Below are 19,482 nucleotides of genomic sequence, written 5' to 3'. Positions count from 1 at the left end.
GCCAGATAACAGCTGACGGATGACAGATTTCGAAATCCGTCATCCGTCATCCGTCAGCTGTCAACCGTCATCCGTTAGTCGTCACCCCGCCGCCCTCACCCCACCCCCGCGCGCCCCCGCACCGTCCGCAGCACCCCGTGAGCCGCCACCGGCAGCGCCACCAGCAGCGCGGCCCAGAAGGCCCCGTGCCCCCACACCCCCGCGACCGCGCCGAACAGCCCCTCGAACACCGGTATCCGCAGCGCCTCGACCGGCCCCAGCGCGCCGGGCCAGGCGCCCAGGAACAGCGTGCCGAGGATCCAGCAGACGAACAGGACCCGCGCGGTGGCCAGTGTCCCGAGCGTGGTCAGCAGCGACACCGCCAGCAGCAGGATGACGAACCCGGCCTGGTACCCCGCGCCGGTCTGCCCCGTCCCCCAGGAGTCCGGCGTCCGGTGCACCCCGGTGGCCGCGAGCCTCACCTCGACCGCCGCCCACAGCAGCAGGACCAGCGCCCCGGTGCTCCCGAGCGCGAACCGCAGCCGCTCCCGCGTTCCCGCGCCGCCCGCACCCCAGCGCCCGGCCGCCGGAACGGCCCGCGCCGGGTGCCCGGCGGCCCGCGCGGCCCGCCGGTCGAGGTCCCGCCAGGCCTCCCGGACCCGCCGCCGGGCCTGCTGGGCGGGCTTCAGCAGCCGGTTCGCCGCCCGCTCGATCAGCACGAAGGCCACCACGATCGCCACCACCGCCGCGATCCCGGCCCAACTCCCCATCCCGCCCTCGAACATGACCACCCGGTCGGCCACCGGCTGCGGCGCCTCCACGGCCGTCATCGGCGGCCCGAGCCGCAGGTAGCCGATCACGAAGGCCCCCGCGCCGGTCAGCAGCGCGGTACCGAAGCCGACCCGCGCCGGAAAGAAGGCGAGTACCGCGGCCGCGACGAAGGCCGCGCCCAGTTTGCCGACCACCTGCTCGGCCGCGTGCCGACCCGCCAGGTGCAGCCGCCCGCCGAACAGGTCCGGCGAGAGGTCCAGCTTCTGCCCGGCCTCGATCGGGTAGCGCAGCACCGCCCCCGCCCACAACAGCAGCCCGAGCCCGATCACCAGCAGCGCGACCGCCCCCGCCCGGCGCGGCAGCATGGTGCGGGCGTACGGCCACCAGAGCCGCAGCCGGGCCGACCAGTCCACCGGCGGCCGACGGCGCCGGCCCTGCCACAGCCGGGCCACCCGCCCCTGGCGCAGCGCGCCCGTCTCCGGTTCGGGCCGCTCGGCCCGCCCGCGGCCGCGCCGCCGCAACGCCTCGGCGGCCACCAGCGCCGCCCGCCCCGCGACCTCGGTCTGGTCCGCCGCCACCGCCCGCCGCCGCAGCGCCGACCAGCGGCGCCGCACCACGTCCCGAGGGGTGGCCGCCTCCGGGTCGGGCGCCGGCCGCCGGACCGCCGAGCGGACGGCCGCCCTGGCCGCGGCGCCCGCCGCGAGCGTCCCGTCCACCACCGCCGCCGCGACCACCGCGGCGAGCTCCGACACCCGTACGGGCAGCGGCAGCCGGTGCAGCGCGGCGGGCAGCGGGGAGAGCCGACCCAGCAGCCGGTAGCGCTCCTCGGGGCGGATGCTGAGCCAGACCGCCAGCCGGTGCGCCTCCTCGCGCTCCTCCGGGCTGAGCCCGTCGCCGCCACGCCGACCGCCACCGACCGTGCCGGCGGTCCGCTCCGCCTCGGCCAGCACCTCCGGCAGCCCGGCCAGCGCGAGCAGCCGCGAGCAGTGTTCGCCGGAGCACTCGGGGTGGAAGCAGTCGTAGCGGGCCACCACGGCGGGCGCGCCGCCGCGCACCAGCTCGTCGATGAACGCGGCGCCGTCCGGTTCGGTGGCGATCCGCTCCAGTCCGGCGGTGTCGATCGGCCGGTCGCGGTAGTGCGGCACGGCGGACGGGGCGTAGGCGGCGCCGAGGGCGAGCACGGCGACGGCGGCCACCGCCTCGCGCCGGGAGCCGGGCGCGCGGACCACGTCGGTGAGGTAGTGGAGGTCGAAGACGGAGTCCTTGACCTCGTCGCGCAGCCAGTCGCGCAGCCGCTCCGCCCCCACCGCCGCGAGCCAGCGCGCCGCCGCGCCGGAGTTGCGCAGCAGCACCTCGGTGAGCCGGACCGGGTCGGTGAACGGGTCCCCGAGGAAGGTGATCGGACGGCGGGCCTGCGGGCGGCGCCGGATCACCTCGGGGCTGCCGCCGGCCAGCCAGCTGCGGACCTCCGGAGCCGTCCAGCGGTCCTCCGGCTTCTTGGTGAACAGGCCTTGGAGGAGCAGCAGTTGGCGCTGGTCGGCGACGGCGGCGAGGTCCACCTCCTCGCCCATGACGAGCTCCAGCTCCAACTCCTGGTCGGCGGCCCGCTCGCCGTCCGCGCCGACGTACCGCGGGCGGCCGACGAACAGTTCGTACAGCACGTTGCCGAGCCCCCACCAGGGCCCCGCCTCGTGGTTCTTGCCCGCCAGCTGCTCGGGGGCCATGTAGGCGACGGTGACCATCATCGCGGAGGTGAACCGGCGGCTGTCGGTGAGCCGGTCGACCCCGCCGAAGTCGGCGATCACGAACTCGCCGGGCCCGCGGCCGGGACGCACCAGGATGTTGGCGGGCTTGAAGTCCAGCGGGTTGCGCTGGATCCGCCGCTGCCAGAACTCCAGCAGGGAGACCAGCTCGTAGACGATCTGCTCGGTGGTCCGCGGGTCGGTGTGCGCGCCGCTGCGGCGCAGCTCGGCGACGTGCGCGGAGAGGGTGACCGGCAGGTACTCCATCGCCACCCAGTCGACCACGGCGCCGTGGTGGCGCACCCTCCCGAAGTCGATCAGGTGCGGGACGTGCCGGCGGAAGCCGTCGTTGCGCAGGTGGGCGAGCAGGTCGTGGTCCATCGGTTGGCCGACGGCGGCCACCTTGACCGCGGCGTCACGGCCGCCGTCGGTGCGGCGGACGTACCAGACGGTGCCCTCGGCGCCGGCTCCTGCCTTGCCCAGCGGGGTGAAGCGGTCCCGCAGGGCGTCCGGGAAGGTGGCCTCGGACGGGCTGGCGGCTTCGGACGCGCCAGCGGCTTCGGCCCCGGTGAAACCGCCCGCCGCGAACCCGCCGCCCGGGGCGGGCCCGGGACCGATGTTGTCCTGCCAGGACGGGCCGGCGGACGGGCCGGTCGCCGAGCCGACGTAGGGGCCAGGCGTCGGGCCGGGCGTCGGGCCCGCGGGCGGCGGACCGGCGGCGGCCCGGGGCCGGAAGACCTCGGTGGTCGCGTCCGGGTCGAAGCGCGGCCCGGGCGTCCGCCTGGTCGCGGCCTGCGGGTCCACCCGGGTGTGCGGCTGGGCGCCGAGCCGGGACGGCCGGTCCGTACCGGCCTGCGCACCGCGCCGACGGTCCCGCGAGCCGCGGTCCACCCTGGTCCGCGGCAGCTCCCCCGGTCCGGGGCCGCCTCCCGGCCCGGCCCCGCGTCGGTCCCCGTCGGCCGGACCGACGTCCTCCGTTGCGCCCATGGCTGGCGCTCCCCTCCCCGTTCCCCGGGGCCGGTGCGGGGCCGTGACCACGGGCGCACCGGTACCGGGTGGTGATTTTGACGCGCCATCATCCCGCATACCGGGCGCGGGTGTCGGGTGCTTTCGGAACGCTTCCCGGAACTGTTTCCGCACCGCGACCAGGCCCGCACGGCACCGGCACCACGGTCCGGCTCAGTGCTCCCCGACGGGGCGCCCCTCCGGCTCCTCGACGATCCGCCGGGCGATCTCGGCCGGCCGCACCGGGCGACCGAAGTGCCAGCCCTGCGCCCAGTCGCAGCCCATGGTGCGCAGCCGCTCGGCGTCCTTGCGGGTCTCCACGCCCTCGGCGGTGACGGTCAGTCCGAGGGCGTGCGCCATCGACACCAGGCCGCTGACGATCCGCCACCCGGTGGCGCCGTCCTTCGCCGGGTCGTGCAGGTCTCCGACGAAGGACCCGGCGATCTTCAGCCCGGAGACCGGCAGGTCACGCAGGTAGGCGAGGTTGGACCAGCCGGTGCCGAAGTCGTCCACGGCCAGCGAGACGCCGAGGTCGACCAGGCCGTGCAGGGTGCGCAGCGCCTCGTCCTCGGGGCCGACCACGGTCGACTCGGTGATCTCCAGCTGCAGCCGGGCCGGGTCCAGACCGGTGCTGTCCAGGATCCGCCCGAGGTCGGTGACCAGTGCGGCGCTGCGCGCCTGCCGCACCGCGAGGTTGACGTTCAGCTGAGGTGCGGCGTCACCGTACTGCTTGATCCAGTCGGCGGCCTGGCCGCAGGCCTGTTCCAGCACCCAGCGGCCGAGCGGCATGATCAGCCCGGTCTCCTCGGCGGTGGTGACGAACTCGTCCGGGCCGAGCACGCCGAGCTGCGGGTGGCGCCAGCGCACCAGTGCCTCGACGGCGGCCATCCGGCCGTCGGCGAGCTTGTACAGCGGCTGGTAGTCGATGAAGAACTCGCCGCGGTCCAGGGCGGCCGGCATCCGCACCGACACCGCGTAGCGGCTGACCGCGCGGGCGTTCTCCTTGGGGTCGAACAGCGTCCAGCGGCCGCGGCCTGCCTCCTTGGCGCGGTAGAGCGTGAGGTCGGCGGCCCGGACGGCGGCGCCGGGGGTGGTGGTGGACACCCGTCGCTCCAGCACGCCGACGCTGGCGCCGACGGCGAGCTTGTGGTCGCCGATCAGCACCGGCCCGGCCAACGCCTTGAGCACGGTCTTGGCGGCGGCCACCGCCTCCTGCTCGCCGCGGCAGTTCTCCAGCAGGACGACGAACTCGTCGCCGCCGAGCCGGGCCACCAGGTGGCCGAGCGGGGTGAGGGCGGCCTTCAGCCGGGCGGCGACGGCGGACAGCAGTTGGTCGCCCATGTCGTGGCCGAGGCTGTCGTTGACCACCTTGAAGCCGTCGAGGTCGACGTAGCAGAGGCCGAACCGGGCGCCCGGCTCCGGCTCCTCGAACAGTTTCTCCAGCCGTTCGAAGAAGGCGGCGCGGTTGGGCAGGCCGGTCAGCGGGTCGTGGGTGGCCTGGTGGCGCAGCCGCTCCTGGAGGCGGTAGCGGTCGGTGACGTCCTCGAGCATCGCGACCTGGTACTGCGGGGCGCCGTCGTCGTCGCGGATCAGCGAGACGGTGAGGTGGGTCCAGACCACCTCGCCGTCCTGGCGGTAGTACGGCTTGTCGAACTGGAAGTACTCCCGCTTGCCGCCGATCAGCTCCTCGTACGCCTCCCAGACGCCAGGGGTGTCCTCGGGGTGGACGAGGTCGTCGACCCGGCGGCCGATCATGTCGTCCGGCCCCGCGCCGAACAGCTCCTGCACGGCCTTGTTGACGGCCAGGATGTTGCCGTCGGTGTCGCCGATGGCGATGCCGATCGCGGCGCTCTCGAACAGGGCGCGGAACCGGGCCTCGGAGGCGCGCAGCGCGCGCTCGGCCTCCTTGCGGGCGGCGTCGGCGGCGGTGCGGATGGCCTCCTGCTCGCGCAGGGTGCGCTCGCGCAGGGCGTTGGCCCAGCCGGCCGCGAAGGCGCCGGTCAGCGCGGGGCCCCGGTCGTCGCCGATGGGCTGGGCCTGGAGCAGTTCGACCGTGCGGGCGAGCAGGACCGGGTCGGTGAAGTGCGCGTCGACCAGTTCGGCGCCGGCCTGGGCGGCCAGCCGGGGCTCGAAGGGCTCCTCCACCTGGGCACGGTGCAGCAGCGCGGCGGTGCGCGCGACCAGGCGACCGAGCAGATCCGGGTGGACGACGATGCCGTGGTCGGCGGAGAGCAGCCGGCCCCAGTCCTCGTGGAACCGCTCGGCGCTGCCGTTCACCGAGGTGGTGCCGCTCATCCGAGCGCCCCGGTTCTGCGGACCGTCGCCTGCGAAGGCCGGACCGTCGTACACACGGCGGGGAGCCCGGCGGCCGCCGTACGGGGCGTACGGCCGTCGGCTGCTCTCCCGTGGCGACGGCTCAAGGGCGGAACCCCACGCCCGCCACCCCGGCGATCCGCTCGGGGTGCTCGCCGACCGTGTCCGGCTGGTCCGGGCGCCACTGCGGCAGGTGGACCACGCCCGGCTCGACCAGCTCGAAGCCGGCGAACATCGCGGTGACCTGCTCGCGGGTGCGCATGGTCAGCGGGGTCGGGGTCATCCGGTAGAGCTTCTGGTGGTCCTCGGCCTGGTCCGGTCGGGCCTCCAGGGAGGCGTGCGAGAGGACCAGCGCGCTGCCGGAGGGGAGCGCGTCGCGGATCACGCCGACCAGCTTCCAGGGGTCCTCGTCGTCGCTGACGAAGTGGGCGACGGCCACCAGCAGCACGCCCACCGGCTCACCGGCGGACAGCAGTTCGGTCACCTCGGGGCGGGCCATCAGGTCCTCGACGTCGCGCAGGTCGGCCTGGACCACGGCGCTGCGCGGGTCGTCCTGCATCAGCAGGCGGCTGTGCGCGGCGGCGACCGGGTCGCGGTCCACGTAGACGACCTCGGCCTCGGGCCGGATCGCGCGGGCGATCTCGTGCACCGCGCCGAAGGTGGGGATGCCGGAGCCGATGTCCAGGAAGCGGGTGACGCCGCGCTCGGCGAGGAAGGTCACGGCGCGGCGCAGGAATGCCCGGTTGGAACGCATGATCTGCGGCAGCTCGGGCCACATGGACATCGCCTTGCGGGCCATCTCCCGGTCGACCTCGAAGTTGTGCGAGCCCCCCAGGTAGTAGTCGTAGACCCGCGCGGCGTTCGGTTTGTCCAGGTCCGTGTCCTCAGGTACCCAGCTCGGTCGCCGCATGCCTGTGACTCCTTCTTCACTCCGGTTCCGGGGGTGCAGCGCCTGGGGATGCTGCCGTGATTGATGAGACTACAAGCACCGAGGATCCTCCCCCGCACCCCGAACGGCTGCAAGCGGAATGCGCCGCTCCTCGCGAACCGCGTCCTTTGCTGAGCGTTTACCCGTCGTTCGAGGCCGTTGCGGGGTGTCCGGGCACACGGGATTCGCGGGTCGGGCGCCAACTCGGCGGCAGTCCAACGGCGTTCCGCCGTGGCGCGGCACGAGCCCGGCTAGGGTGGGCGCGTGGACCCCAACCACTACCGTTTCCAGGGCGTGTGGCGGCTCGCGGCACCGGCCCCGGCGGTGTACGCGGCACTGGAGGACGTCCGGGGCTACCCGCTGTGGTGGCCGGAGATCCGCGAGGTCCGGCAGATCGACGAGGACGCCGGGGAGGTGGTGGTGCGCGCGCTGCTGCCGTACCGGCTGGTGATCCACCTGGAGGCGACGCTGCGCGACCCGGACACCGGGGTGCTGGAGGCGGCGATGCGGGGCGACCTCAACGGGTGGTCGCGGTTCACGGTCACGCCGGACCGGCCGAGCGGGCCTCACGGGCCCGGAAGCACGGGGTGCCGGGTGCTGTTCGAGGAGGACACCCGGCCCGGCAAGCCCCTGCTGCGGCGCCTCGCCCTGCCGCTGCACCCGCTGTTCCGCGCCAACCACGCGGTCATGATGCGCCGGGGGCGGCGTGGGCTCGCGTCGCACCTGGCGAGTGGCCGTCGCGACGGGGCGGGCGTCGGTCCGGGCGGCTCCGGCGGGGCGGGCGCCGGCGCGGAGGAGGAGGAGAACAGATGACAGACGACAGATTTCAGCGAACAGATAACAGATTTCGAAATCTGTCATCTGTTCGCCATTCACCCAACCCCACCGCCGCTCCGGCCCCGGCCCCGGCCCCGGCCCCGGCCCCGGCCGAAGCCTCCGCCTCCACCACAACCCCCGCCTTCACCTTCGACACCCCCTTCGACCGCACCGGCACCGGCAGCAGCAAGTGGGCCCGGGCCGAGACTCCCGGGGTGATCCCGCTGGGCCTGGCCGACATGGACCTGCCCGGCCCGCCCGCCGTCGCCGAGGCCCTGGAGCGGCGCGCCCGCCACCGCGCATACGGCTACACGACCTGCGACCCGGCCGGGCGGAGCCTGGTCGCCGACTGGTACCGCGCCCGGCACGGTGTGGCGGTGGACCCGGACTGGGTCCTGCTGCTCCCCTGCGGTCCGCGCACCGCGCTGCGCCTACTGCTCGACACCCTCCGCCCGCAGGCACCCGTCCGCTTCCCCACCCCCGAGTGGGCCGGCTTCGCCCAGCTCTGCCGGGCAGCGGGGATCGCCCACCGCGAGCTGCCGCTGCCCCTCGGGCCGGACGGCTACCACCTCCCCGACGTCCCGCTGCCCTCCCCGACGGCCGCCGTCCTGCTGAGCAGCCCGCACAACCCCTCCGCCCGGGTCTGGCCCGCCGCCGAGCTGTGCGCCCTCGCCGAGCGGACGGCCGAGGCGGATGCGCTGCTCATCTCGGACGAGGTGCACGGCGACCTCACCCACCCCGGGCACACCCACCCCGTCGCCGTCACCACCGTCGACCCGGCCCTCCGGCACCGCGTGGTCACCCTGAACTCCGTCGGCAAGACCTTCAACTGCTCCGGCATTCCCAGCAGCTTCGCCCTCGTCCCCGACCCCGCCCTGCGCGCCCGATTCACCGACACCCTGGCCGGCTACGGCCTCTGGGAGGGCGGCCTGCTGGAGCAGACCGTGCAGCACACCGCGCTGCGCGAGGGCGGCCCGTGGCTGGACGCCCTGCTCGCCCACCTCGCCGCCGCCCGCACCCGGCTCACCGAGCGGCTCGGCCCCGCCGTCCGCTCGGCGCCGCAGGCCTCCTACCTGCTCTGGCTGGACGCCGCCGCCCTCGGCCTGCCGCCCGGGGGCGCCCGCCGGGCGCTACTGGAGCGCTGTGCCCTGGAGGCCTCCGACGGCGCCGATTTCGGCCCCGGCGGCGCGGGCTCGCTGCGGCTGAACTACGCCCTGCCGGGCGCGGTGCTGGACACCGTCCTGGCCCGGCTGGACCGCCTGTGACCTGGGCATGTGCCCAGGTCAAGGACAGCCCCCATGCCTCGCGCACAGGCCGCCCCGAACCCCCGCATTCACCCGATCGCCACGTCCCCGACCTGCGGAAACGAACATTCACGCGATATTTGCGGAGCGGCCCTGCATGCTCCGTAGCAGACTGGGCAGGGTAGACCGGGCCCGCAATCGTGATCCCGAGGATGGTGAGTCCGGTGATACCGATATCCCGCACCACTCCGCCCGACCGGCAGAGCGCACCCACACCCCCGCCGGGGGTGACCCCGTTGACCGAATCGGGGGCGCGCAGCCATGTGTCGGGCGTCTGTTTCAAGATCGGACCGCCCCGCCTGGTGGGTGTGGAGGTCGAGTGGTTCGTCCACGACGACCGATGTCCCACCCGGCCCGTTCGGCCCGAACTGCTCCACGCCGCACTGGAGTCGCTGCCCCTCGGCGGCCCGGACGGCACCTCGCTCCCCTCCGGTTCGCGCCTCACGCTCGAACCCGGCGGACAGGTCGAGCTCAGCTCCCCGCCCGCCACCGGCCTCGTGGCCTGCGTCGACGACACCCGACGCGATCTGACCGCCCTGCGGGCCGCCTTCGCGGCGCAGGGCCTGCGCCTCACCGGTACCGGGACGGACCCGTTGGCCCGCCCCCGGCGGATGGTGCTGGACCACCCGCGCTACCTCGCGATGGAGCGCTTCTTCGACTCGGCCGGCCCGTGGGGCCGGATCATGATGACCGGTACCGCGTCGGTGCAGGTGTGCCTGGACGCCGGTGACGCGGACGGCCCGCACGCGGTGGCACGGCGCTGGCAGCTGGTCCACCGGCTGGGCCCGGTACTGGTCGCCGCCTTCGCCAACTCCCCACTGCTGGACGGCAGGCCGACCGGCCACCGGTCCACCCGGCAGACCGTCTGGTCCCGGATGGACCCGACCCGCACCCTCACCCCCGAGCCGGATCACGGCGACCCGCGCGAGGCCTGGGCACAGTACGTGCTGGACGCCGAGGTCCTGTGCGTCCAGCGGCCGGAGGGCATGCCGTGGACGGCCTCGCCCGGACTGACCTTCCGGGACTGGATCCGCGGCGCGGGCGAACGCCCGCCCACACTCGCCGACTTGGACTACCACTGCACCACGCTGTTCCCACCGGTGCGCCCGCACGGCCACCTGGAGCTGCGGATGATCGACGCCCAGCCCGGTGACGGCTGGGTGGTGCCCGCCGCCCTGGTCACCGCGTTGCTGGACGACCCGGTGGCCGCCGATGCCGTGTTCGCCGCGCTGGAGCCGCTGGACTCCTTCGACCGGCGGGAGGGGGCGACCGGCCCGCGCCCGCCGCGCAGCGAGGCCTGGCGCCGCGCCGCCACGCTGGCCGTCGCCGACCCGGAGCTGCGCCGCGCCGCCCTCACCTGCTTCGCCGCCGCCGACGCCGCGCTGGGCCGCCTGCCCGGCGCCGGTCGGCTGCGCACCGCCGTCGCCGAGTTCGCCGAGCGCTATCCCGCGCGCGGCCGCTGCCCGGCCGACGACCAGCTGGACGCCCTGCGCTCCGGCACCCGACGCACTCCGCCGGAGGAGGCACCATGACCGACGTCCGACCGCCCGCCGACCCGGGGACGGGCACCGAGGCGCTGCGCGAGAGCATCGCCGCCGAGCTGCTCGCCGCCCGCGACCGGACCGCCGCGCTGACCGACTGCGTCGAGGACGCCGATCTCACCGCCCAGCACTCGCCGTTGATGTCCCCGCTGGTCTGGGACCTCGCGCACATCGGCAACCAGGAGGAGCTCTGGCTGCTGCGCAACGTCGGCGGCCGGGACCCGATGCACCCCGAGATCGACCCGCTCTACGACGCCTTCCAGCACCCCCGCGCCGAGCGCCCCAGCCTGCCGCTGCTGCCGCCCGCCGAGGCCCGCGCCTACGCCCACGAGGTGCGCGGCCGGGTGCTGGACCTGCTGGCGGCCAGCCCGTTGGAGGGCGCGCCGCTGCTGGACGCCGGGTTCGCCTTCGGGATGATCGCCCAGCACGAGCAGCAGCACGACGAGACGATGCTGATCACCCACCAGCTCCGCAAGGGCGAACCCGCCCTGGCCGCTCCCCCGCCGCCGCCCGCGCCCGCCGACGCGGCCGCCCTGCCCGCCGAAGTCCTGATCCCGGCGGGCCCGTTCACCATGGGCACGGACACCGAGCCGTGGGCGCTGGACAACGAGCGCCCGACGCACACCGTCGACCTGCCGGCCTACTTCCTGGACACCACCCCGGTCACCAACGCCGCCTACCAGCGCTTCATCGCGGACGGCGGCTACGACGACCCGCGCTGGTGGACCCCGGAGGGCTGGGATCACCGCCGCCGGGCCGAGCTGACCGCCCCGCTGTTCTGGAAGCGCCAGGACGGCCAGTGGCTGCGCCGCCGCTTCGGCACGGTCGAGCCCGTCCCGCCGGACGAGCCGGTGCTGCACGTCAGTTGGTACGAGGCGGACGCATACGCCCGGTGGGCCGGGCGGCGCCTGCCGACCGAGGCCGAGTGGGAGAAGGCGGCCCGGCACGACCCGGCCACCGGCCGCTCCCGCCGCTACCCCTGGGGCGACGGCCCGCCCGGCCCCGAGCACGCCAACCTCGGCCAGCGCCATCTGCGCCCGGCCGCGGCGGGCAGCTACCCCCAGGGCCAGTCGCCGTACGGCGTACGGCAGTTGATGGGCGACGTGTGGGAGTGGACGGCCAGCGACTTCCGCCCCTACCCGGGGTTCCGGGCCTGGCCGTACCAGGAGTACTCCGAGGTCTTCTTCGGGCCCGAGTACAAGGTGCTGCGCGGCGGCTGCTTCGCGGTGGCGCCGGTCGCCTGCCGGGGCACCTTCCGCAACTGGGACTACCCGGTCCGGCGGCAGATCTTCTCCGGCTTCCGCACCGCCCGCAGCCCGGAGGAGGCCTGATGTGCCGTCACCTCGCTTACCTGGGCGAACCGTTGGCGCCACAGGAGCTGCTGGTGCACCCGCCGTACGCGCTGTACCGGCAGTCCTGGGCGCCGCGGACTCAGCGGCACGGCACGGTCAACGTGGACGGCTTCGGCCTCGGCTGGTACGCGGACGGCGACGAGCTGCCCGCGCGCTACCGCCGGGCCGGGCCGATCTGGGCGGACACGACCTTCGCCGACCTCGCCCGGGTGATCCGCACCCGGACGCTGCTGGCGGCCGTCCGCTCCGCCACCGAGGGCTGCGCGGCGGGCGAGAGCGCGGCCGCGCCGTTCTCCGCCGGACGCTGGCTGTTCAGCCACAACGGCACGGTGGCCGGCTGGCCCGGCAAGCTGGACGCGCTCGCCGCCCTGCTCCCGCCGGCCGAGCTGCTGGAGCTGGAGGCACGCACCGACTCGGCCCTGCTGTGGGCCCTCACCCTGCACCGGCTGCGCGGGGGCGCGGCCCTGGGCGAGGCACTGGCGGGCACCGTCGCGGACGTCGCCGCGCACACCACCGGGCGGCTCAACCTGCTGCTCACCGACGGCACCGCGATCGCCGCGACCACCTGGGGAGACACCCTGCACCACCGCACCCTGCCGGGACTCGGCACGGTGGTGGCCTCCGAGCCGTACGACGACGACCCGGGGTGGACGCCCGTCCCGGACGGCTCCCTGCTGCTGGCCGACGCCCGGGGCGTCACCGTCCGGCAGCTCCCCAGCCACTACTGACCCCCACTCTCCCTTCATCTTCTGAACAGAGGAACCACCCTGTCATGGACACATTCGATCTCACCCGACTGCTGCCCGCCGACCACTTCAGCACCGCGCTGCGCCAGGACGTGCAGCACGGCCTGACCTCCGAACCCAAGTGGCTGCCGCCCAAGTGGTTCTACGACGCGCGGGGCAGCGAGCTGTTCGAGGAGATCACCCGGCTGCCCGAGTACTACCCGACCCGCGCCGAGCGGGCCATCCTGACCGCCCGGGCCGGCGAGATCGCCGCCGCGACCGGGGCCCACACCCTGGTCGAGCTGGGCTCCGGCTCCTCCGAGAAGACCCGGCTGCTGCTGGACGCGCTGCGCACGCTCGGCACCCTGGACACCTACGTCCCGGTGGACGTCAGCGAGAGCGCGCTGACCCTGGCCGGCGCCGCGCTCGCCGCCGAGTACCCCGGCCTGGCCGTGCACGGCGTACTGACCGACTTCACCACCCGGCTCGGCCTGCCCCCGGACGGCAGCCCCCGCCTGGTCGCCTTCCTCGGCGGCACCCTCGGCAACCTGCTGCCGCATGAACGGGCCGCCTTCCTGCGCCGCCTGCGCGCGGCCCTCGACCCGGGCGACTTCCTGCTGCTCGGCACCGACCTGGTCAAGGACCCGGCGGTACTGGTCGCCGCCTACGACGACGGCGCCGGGGTGACCGCCGAGTTCAACCGCAACGTGCTCAACGTGCTCAACCGCGAGCTGGGCGCCGACTTCGACCCGGACGCCTTCGAGCACGTCGCGCGCTGGGACGCCGAGCAGGAGTGGATCGAGATGCGGCTGCGCTCGCTGCGCTCGCAGACCGTGAAGATCCCGGCGCTGGACCTGCCGGTGCACTTCGACCGGGGCGAGGAGCTGCGCACCGAGGTGTCGGCCAAGTTCCGCCGGGAGCGGGTGGCCGGGGAGCTGGCGGCGGCCGGGCTGCGGCTGAGCCGCTGGTGGACGGACCCGGAGGGCCGGTTCGGCCTGTCGCTCTCGACCCCGGCCTGAGCGGCCGCACCGACGCCAGGGCGGGAATGCTCAATTTGCTTGTTCACCTTACGAATTCTCGAAGCGCAGCTTGAGGGTCCCGGTGTACAAGACTTAAACGAATAGGGGTTACGATCGCGGCTACCGAGCTCAGTGTTGAGTACCAGGAGTCAAGATCGTGAGCGTCACCCAGAAGCCCTCCGGGGCGGTCGAGGCCCCCGCGCCCGGCCGCCTCGGCTTCGTCGTCTTCATCACCGCCGCCGCGGCCCTCGGCGGCTTCCTGTTCGGCTACGACAGCTCCGTGATCAACGGCGCCGTCTCCGGTATCCAGGGCAAGTTCGGTGTCGGCAGCGGCGAGACCGGCCTGATCGTCTCCTCGGCGCTGCTGGGCTCGGCGGTCGGCGCCGCGCTGGCGGGCCGGTTCGCCGACCGCTACGGCCGCATCAAGGTCATGAAGGCGGGCGCGCTGCTGTTCGCGGTCAGCGCCGTCGGCTCGATGCTGCCCTTCTCGCCCTGGGACCTCGCCCTGTGGCGCGTCCTCGGCGGCGCGGCCATCGGCATCGCCTCGGTGATCGCACCGACCTACATCGCCGAGGTCGCGCCGACCAAGTACCGGGGCCGACTGGCCTCCTTCCAGCAGGCCGCGATCGTGCTCGGCATCGCGATATCCCAGCTGGTCAACTGGGTGCTGGCGGACGCCGCCGGCGGTGAGACCCGCGGCCACCTGCTCGGCCTGGAGGCCTGGCAGTGGATGCTGGGCATCTGCGTGATCCCGGCCGCGGTCTACTTCGTGCTCTCCTCGATGATCCCCGAGTCCCCGCGCTACCTGATCCAGGCCGAGCGCCTGGACGACGCCCGCAAGGTGCTGGCCCAGGTCGAGGGCGAGGGCATCGACACCGACGCCCGGATCGCCGAGGTCCAGGCGCTGATCGCCTCCGACCACCGCCCGCGCTTCCGCGACCTGCTCGGCGGCCGCTTCGGCCTGCTCCCGATCGTCTGGGTCGGCATCGGCCTGTCGGTCTTCCAGCAGCTGGTCGGCATCAACGTGATCTTCTACTACTCGTCGATCCTGTGGCAGTCGGTCGGCATCGACCAGAGCAACTCGCTGCTGATCAGCTTCATCGGCTCGGTCATCAACATCCTCGGCACCGTGATCGCGATCCTGCTGGTCGACCGGATCGGTCGCAAGCCGCTCGCCCTGATCGGCTCGGCCGGCATGGCCGTCACCCTCGCCGCGGCCGGCTGGGCGTTCTCCTCCGCCACCGGCTCCGGCGACAACGTCACGCTGCCCGACCTCCAGGGCACCGTCGCGCTGATCTCCGCCAACGCCTTCGTGCTGTTCTTCGCGATGTCCTGGGGCGTGGTCGTCTGGGTGATGCTCGGCGAGATGTTCCCGAACCGGGTCCGTGCCGCCGCGCTCTCCGTCGCCGCCTCCGCGCAGTGGATCGCCAACTGGGCGATCACCGTCTCGTTCCCGTCCCTGTCGCGCTGGAACCTCTCGGCGACCTACCTGGTGTACGCGGCCTTCGCGGCGCTGTCGATCGTCTTCGTGGCCAAGTACATGAAGGAGACCAAGGGCGTCCGACTGGAGGACATGGGCTGATCGGCCTGCCGGGTTCGTTGGTCCTGCACTGCCCGACGTCCTGGCTCTGGCCGATGTGACGGTCTCCCGCAGCGGCGCGGGGACCGGAGCCCGAGGCGATGGTTCGCCTCGGGCTCCGGCATTCTCACGCAGTCGCCGGCCCCCACGACGCGGGCCCCGGGCGGTGCTCGATGACGTATTCAGACAGCCAGATGTCAGTCGGCAAGCGGCGAGAAGGGATTCGGCTTCACTGCCCGAGTACGGGCGGCGCGGACCACGTCCGCGACGACAAGGGCTCGGTGGGTCGCCCTTGCGAGCGCCGGAACGGGCAGCGCGATCGGGAGGGCGATTCTAACCCAGACGATCTTGCCGTCGGCGGTGAGCGTCGCGCCCCACTGCTCGGCCAGGGCCGACACGATGAGCAGCCCTCGGCCGGACTCGGCCCCGTCGTCAGCGAATGCGCCCGTGGGGATGCGGGGCAAGCGGCGGCTCAGGTCATGGACCTCGACCATGAGCCTGCGGCCGTCGGGGGAGAGGCGCAGGGAGACGGGGAGACGTCCGGGCGGGGTGTGGCGGACGGCATTGACGATCAGCTCATAGGCGACGGTGAGAACGTCGTCCAAGGCTCCGCCCGTGATGCCCCAGCTCTCGGCGATGGACCGCAGCACATCTCGGGCCGGCCCGACGCACTCCAACCGGGCCTTCGGGCAAGGGGAGGCCGCGTTGAGCGCGATGCGGTGGACCAAGCCGCGCCGGCCGCTGTTCACACCGCACTCCCTCGGGGCGAAGCGATGGAAGCGAGGGTGCGGAGCTCCACGCCCTGGGCATGGAGCTCCGCAGCCAGACACGCCCACTCCTGCGGGGAGTTGGAGACCATCTGGCGGTTCATGGTGACGACCGCCCCGATCTGACCGGAGGCAACCCACTCGACCACCTGCAGCCAGCCAGCCCGCTGCGCGAGGGCGAGGCTCGGATCGGGCTCGGCGACCACGTGGGCGACGGTCAGGCCGGCCGCCGCAATCAGGTCCCCGAACCAGTCGGCACAGAGCGCGAGAGCGAGCGGGGCGTCGTCTGTGCAGACTTGAAGTGCTCTCCCGGCTGAAGCCGGGAGATTCCTGCTTACCTTGCGGTAGCGGGCTTGACGCGCTTAGCGCGCCTGACGACTGCCCTTCCGGCAGCCGGGATGAGCGCGAGGCCCATCCGGTACAGGTGCAAGACGTTCCGGGCCGCGTTGTGGTCGGCGTTGCCCGACCAGCCGCAGTCGGGGTTCTTGCACACGAACACGGCCTGGGACTCCCGGCTGCCGGGCGTGGTGTGGCCGCACGCGGAGCAGCGCCGGGAGGTGCCGGGGGCGGGGACCTTGTGCAGGGTGCCGCCGAGCTGGGCGGTCTTGTACGTCAGCATGGTCACCGTGCGGCCCCATGCCTCCCGGCTGATGGAGCGGTTCAGCCCGGACTTCTGGGCGACATTCTTCCCCGGCTCCTCGATGGTTCCCTTGGCGGACTTGACCATGTTCGTGATGGTGAGTGCTTCGACCACGACCGTGCCGTAGGTGCGGGCGATGGCGGTGGTCGTCTGGTGCTGCCAGTCCAGGGCCCTGCGCTTGGCTTTCGCGCGGAGTCCCGCGATCTGGTCGTAGGTGCGGTGCAGCCGGCGACTGGTGCGCTCGCCGGGCTTGCGGTGGCGCTTACGCCGCGCGGCGCGCTGCTCCAAGTGCAGGAGCTTGGCCTTTTCCTTACCGGTCAGCCATTCGTCGTGCTCGTACGTTTCGCCGTTCGAGAGGGCGATGGGCACGGTGACGCCCACGTCAATGCCGATGTCGGGCCCCTGGTGGGGCGCGGGCTTGCTCTGAAGGGACTGGACGCGGAAGGCGATGTGCCAGCCGAGCACGTCCTTGATCAGCCGGGCCCCGGTGATCCGGTTCTCCACGTCCGCGTGCCTGCCCACGGGCAGGTCCTTGGTCCACCGGAAGCGGACCCGTCCTACCTTGGGAATGTTGACCATGCCCCAGCGTCGGTGCACGCGGATGACGTTCAGGTCCCGGCCCTGCGGGATGTCCACGGACATCACCGTGCGGAACCGGCCCTTGAAGTTCGGGGCGTCGGCGCGGCCGTCCCAGCAATTCTTCCACGCCTGGAAGTACGTCTTGAGCACCGCTTGCGCGGCCTGCGCGGGCAGGACGGCCAGGAAATCGATGTCCTTGCGGGCCTGACGGATCGCGGCGTCCGCGTTCGCGAGAGTCCGCTCTTCCTTCGGCATCATCTGCCACCAGGCGTGCAGCAGGTTCCACATGGTGCGGGCCGCGTGCGCCTGATCATCAGTCTTCAACACCTCAGCAGGCGACAGCGTAAGCCGGGCACGATGCCCGAACTGCCGCTTGATCAGTGTGTCTTGACTCACAATCGAGAGCCTAGCATTGGTCTATGTCACCACGCTGGAACCCTAATCCCGATGTCAGAACCGGGCGCCATGTCGTCTACAACCTGCACGTTCACTTGGTTTTCGTCACTAAGTACAGGCAGAAGGCGTTCACCGACGCCATGCTGACCCGCACCGAAGAGATCATGCGGGAGGTCTGCACCGACTTCGAGGCCGAGCTGAAGCAGTTCAACGGAGAACAGGACCACGTACACCTGCTTGTGCACTACCCGCCCAAAGTCCAGCTCTCCAAGCTGGTCAACTCCCTCAAGGGCGTCAGCTCCCGGCGGCTCCGCCAGGAGTACGACACCCACGTTCGCCGCTACCTGTGGGGCGGACACTTCTGGTCCGGTTCCTACTTCGCCGGATCGTGCGGTGGGGCACCCCTGACCGTCGTCAAGCAGTACATCGAGAACCAGCAGCGCCCCGTCTGACCGTCACCACGGAGACGCAGAGCCCTCCGGCGCTTCGCGCCTCCGACCCAAGGATGGCCTTCACCCCCGCCCTGAAGGGCGGAGCACTGGCCAAGATCAGAGGTAGACGACGACCGTTTCGGCGATGCGGGGTGTCGGCGGCATGGCGCGGCTCCTTCAGGCGGTGCGGGGAGAGGGAGTTCGGTGCCCGTCCTCGGCGAGTCCAGGGACGGGCACTGGCAAACCGCCCGATCCTTCCCGACGGCCTCAGAGGCGGCCTTCCGGGCGGCTGCATCCAGTGAACGACCGTCAGTGCTCCGGGGGTAAGGAAGAGTTCATGGCTTCGCACCTGCCGACTGACCGGAAAACTTGACCTGCGCATTACGCAATCCGCGCGCGAAGCGTAGTTGGCGCGTTACGTTATGTTCATGAGGGAGAACCTCGCACTGCGGCGTCTCATGAATGATCTCGGCCTCACCCAAGCCGAGTTGGCTCGTCGGACCAACATCGCGCTTGGTGACCTGACCGGCAAGCCGGGCTTGGTATCAGAGCGGACCGTCTACAACTGGCTTAGCGGTGTGACCCGTTGGCCCCCTGCGAAGCACAGGGAAGCGCTTCGTGCAGTCTTCGGGTGTACTGGTCCAGACCTCGGGTTCAGCCGGCCCGACAAGGGCCGACGAGTACCCCCGGAGGACGACGTGCGACGACGAGCTTTCATGATGGCAGTGGGCGGGGCCACTTTGGCGGTTGGCTCGCCTGAGATGACCGCTCCGCGCAGGATCGGCCGCGCGGATGTGGAGCAGCTCAAGGCTCGCTTCGCTGGTGTGATCGCCAGCGACCACAGGCATGGTGGACGGCTCAGTGTCGAATCTCGCGCCGTCGCCCTTGCAGACGAGGCTCTTGCCCTTCAACAGGCCGGCACTGCCAGTCAGCGGATTCGAGCCGCCTTGTTCGCTTGTGCCGCATCGTTCATGTCATCGGCGATGTGGGCGGCCATTGATGGGCGCCGCTTCGACGCCGCTCAGCGATATCACGAGCGTGCCGCGAGACTGGCCGCGATGTCCGACGACGGAGCCATTCAATTCCGTATCTGGTCCCACGCCGGCAGCCTGTACCGACACATGAGGCGCCCGGGGGACGCCCTTGCGGCGAATGATGTCGCGCGCGGTCTGCCGATCGCTCGGCGAGACCCCTTGTTCGCCTCTCTCGGCCATGCCCGGCACGCTGCGATCCACGGTCTTACGGGCGATTCCAACGCGGTTCGTCGTTCCATCGGGCGGGCCCAGGAATCCCTGAACCGGGCGGACTTCGAAGCCATTCGGCCCGTGTGGATCACTGCTCACTTCGACCAGGCAGAGCTCGACTCGCTCGGGCTTGCCGCATATCTCGCCCTCGGCCGATACGAGGACGCTGAGGCTCACGCCCATCGCAGCCTAGGCCTGTTGCGCCCGCACATGCAGCGAAGCAGGGCGATCACGTCCGCGCGACTCGCTCGCGCCCAGCTAGTGCCGCATCAGGCAACGTTCGCCCTGTCGGAGGTCCTGCCTGTCGATGGCTTTGGCCGCTGGCGATAATCGTCCGATGAGTGCCATCGA

General features: G+C 72.7%; 15 protein-coding genes. 9 read left to right on the top strand and 6 right to left on the bottom strand.

Going from position 1 to position 19,482, the window contains the following annotated elements:
- Positions 1 to 95: 95 nt before the first annotated feature.
- The 3 genes from ACFQ87_RS36120 to ACFQ87_RS36110 all read right to left on the bottom strand — a co-directional run bounded on the left by ACFQ87_RS36120 (position 96) and on the right by ACFQ87_RS36110 (position 6,720).
- Positions 96 to 3,479, bottom strand: a complete 3,384-nt coding sequence (locus ACFQ87_RS36120; RefSeq protein ID WP_380615160.1) for a hypothetical protein — start codon at positions 3,477 to 3,479, stop codon at positions 96 to 98.
- Positions 3,480 to 3,671: 192 nt separating this feature from the next.
- Positions 3,672 to 5,792 carry a putative bifunctional diguanylate cyclase/phosphodiesterase gene (locus ACFQ87_RS36115; RefSeq protein WP_380615159.1) on the bottom strand — a complete coding sequence of 707 codons (2,121 nt, stop codon included), beginning with the start codon at positions 5,790 to 5,792 and terminating at the stop codon, positions 3,672 to 3,674.
- A 121-nt stretch (positions 5,793 to 5,913) separates the two neighbouring features.
- Positions 5,914 to 6,720 carry an SAM-dependent methyltransferase gene (locus tag ACFQ87_RS36110; protein ID WP_380615158.1) on the bottom strand — a complete coding sequence of 269 codons (807 nt, stop codon included), beginning with the start codon at positions 6,718 to 6,720 and terminating at the stop codon, positions 5,914 to 5,916.
- A 282-nt stretch (positions 6,721 to 7,002) separates the two neighbouring features.
- Here ACFQ87_RS36110 and ACFQ87_RS36105 point away from each other — a divergent pair, with 282 nt between their 5' ends.
- The 7 genes from ACFQ87_RS36105 (at position 7,003) to ACFQ87_RS36075 (ending at position 15,077) form a co-directional block, all read left to right on the top strand.
- Positions 7,003 to 7,551 carry an SRPBCC family protein gene (locus ACFQ87_RS36105; RefSeq protein ID WP_380615157.1) on the top strand — a complete coding sequence of 183 codons (549 nt, stop codon included), beginning with the start codon at positions 7,003 to 7,005 and terminating at the stop codon, positions 7,549 to 7,551.
- The gene (locus tag ACFQ87_RS36100; RefSeq protein ID WP_380615156.1) at positions 7,548 to 8,819 is read left to right on the top strand and encodes an aminotransferase class I/II-fold pyridoxal phosphate-dependent enzyme; all 1,272 of its coding nucleotides are present in this window, start codon (positions 7,548 to 7,550) and stop codon (positions 8,817 to 8,819) included. The genes ACFQ87_RS36105 and ACFQ87_RS36100 overlap by 4 nt, the downstream gene beginning before the upstream one ends.
- 191 nt (positions 8,820 to 9,010) lie before the next feature.
- Positions 9,011 to 10,390, top strand: coding sequence for an ergothioneine biosynthesis glutamate--cysteine ligase EgtA (egtA, locus tag ACFQ87_RS36095; RefSeq protein ID WP_380615155.1), 1,380 nt, complete (start codon positions 9,011 to 9,013; stop codon positions 10,388 to 10,390).
- The gene (egtB, locus tag ACFQ87_RS36090) at positions 10,387 to 11,730 is read left to right on the top strand and encodes an ergothioneine biosynthesis protein EgtB (RefSeq protein ID WP_380615154.1); all 1,344 of its coding nucleotides are present in this window, start codon (positions 10,387 to 10,389) and stop codon (positions 11,728 to 11,730) included. Before egtA ends, egtB begins: the two co-directional genes overlap by 4 nt.
- On the top strand, positions 11,730 to 12,479 hold the full coding sequence (gene egtC / locus ACFQ87_RS36085; protein WP_380615153.1) for an ergothioneine biosynthesis protein EgtC: 750 nt from the start codon (positions 11,730 to 11,732) through the stop codon (positions 12,477 to 12,479). Before egtB ends, egtC begins: the two co-directional genes overlap by 1 nt.
- Positions 12,480 to 12,523: 44 nt before the next feature.
- Entirely contained in the window at positions 12,524 to 13,495 is a 972-nt protein-coding gene (egtD, locus tag ACFQ87_RS36080; protein WP_380615152.1) for an L-histidine N(alpha)-methyltransferase, read from the top strand.
- Positions 13,496 to 13,652: 157 nt separating this feature from the next.
- On the top strand, positions 13,653 to 15,077 hold the full coding sequence (locus ACFQ87_RS36075; protein ID WP_380615151.1) for a sugar porter family MFS transporter: 1,425 nt from the start codon (positions 13,653 to 13,655) through the stop codon (positions 15,075 to 15,077).
- A gap of 194 nt (positions 15,078 to 15,271) precedes the next feature.
- Here ACFQ87_RS36075 and ACFQ87_RS36070 read toward each other — a convergent pair whose 3' ends face one another.
- From ACFQ87_RS36070 to ACFQ87_RS36060, 3 genes are all read right to left on the bottom strand, one after another.
- Positions 15,272 to 15,823, bottom strand: a complete 552-nt coding sequence (locus tag ACFQ87_RS36070) for an ATP-binding protein (RefSeq protein WP_380615150.1) — start codon at positions 15,821 to 15,823, stop codon at positions 15,272 to 15,274.
- Complete coding sequence (locus ACFQ87_RS36065; RefSeq protein WP_380615149.1) at positions 15,820 to 16,047, bottom strand: hypothetical protein; 228 nt, start codon at positions 16,045 to 16,047, stop codon at positions 15,820 to 15,822. Before ACFQ87_RS36065 ends, ACFQ87_RS36070 begins: the two co-directional genes overlap by 4 nt.
- Before the next feature lie 128 nt (positions 16,048 to 16,175).
- Positions 16,176 to 17,384, bottom strand: a complete 1,209-nt coding sequence (locus tag ACFQ87_RS36060; RefSeq protein WP_380615148.1) for an RNA-guided endonuclease InsQ/TnpB family protein — start codon at positions 17,382 to 17,384, stop codon at positions 16,176 to 16,178.
- A 95-nt stretch (positions 17,385 to 17,479) separates the two neighbouring features.
- On the opposite strand from ACFQ87_RS36060, the gene tnpA reads away from it, so the two are divergent.
- Both tnpA and ACFQ87_RS36050 read left to right on the top strand, forming a co-directional pair.
- Positions 17,480 to 17,908 carry an IS200/IS605 family transposase gene (gene tnpA, locus ACFQ87_RS36055; protein ID WP_380615147.1) on the top strand — a complete coding sequence of 143 codons (429 nt, stop codon included), beginning with the start codon at positions 17,480 to 17,482 and terminating at the stop codon, positions 17,906 to 17,908.
- A 407-nt stretch (positions 17,909 to 18,315) separates the two neighbouring features.
- Positions 18,316 to 19,461, top strand: coding sequence for a helix-turn-helix domain-containing protein (locus ACFQ87_RS36050; protein ID WP_380615146.1), 1,146 nt, complete (start codon positions 18,316 to 18,318; stop codon positions 19,459 to 19,461).
- The last annotated feature ends 21 nt before the right edge of the window (positions 19,462 to 19,482 follow it).

This window comes from Kitasatospora sp. NPDC056531 (assembly GCF_042794375.1).
GTDB lineage: Bacteria > Actinomycetota > Actinomycetes > Streptomycetales > Streptomycetaceae > Kitasatospora.
This window is presented reverse-complemented; position numbering and strand designations above follow the sequence as displayed.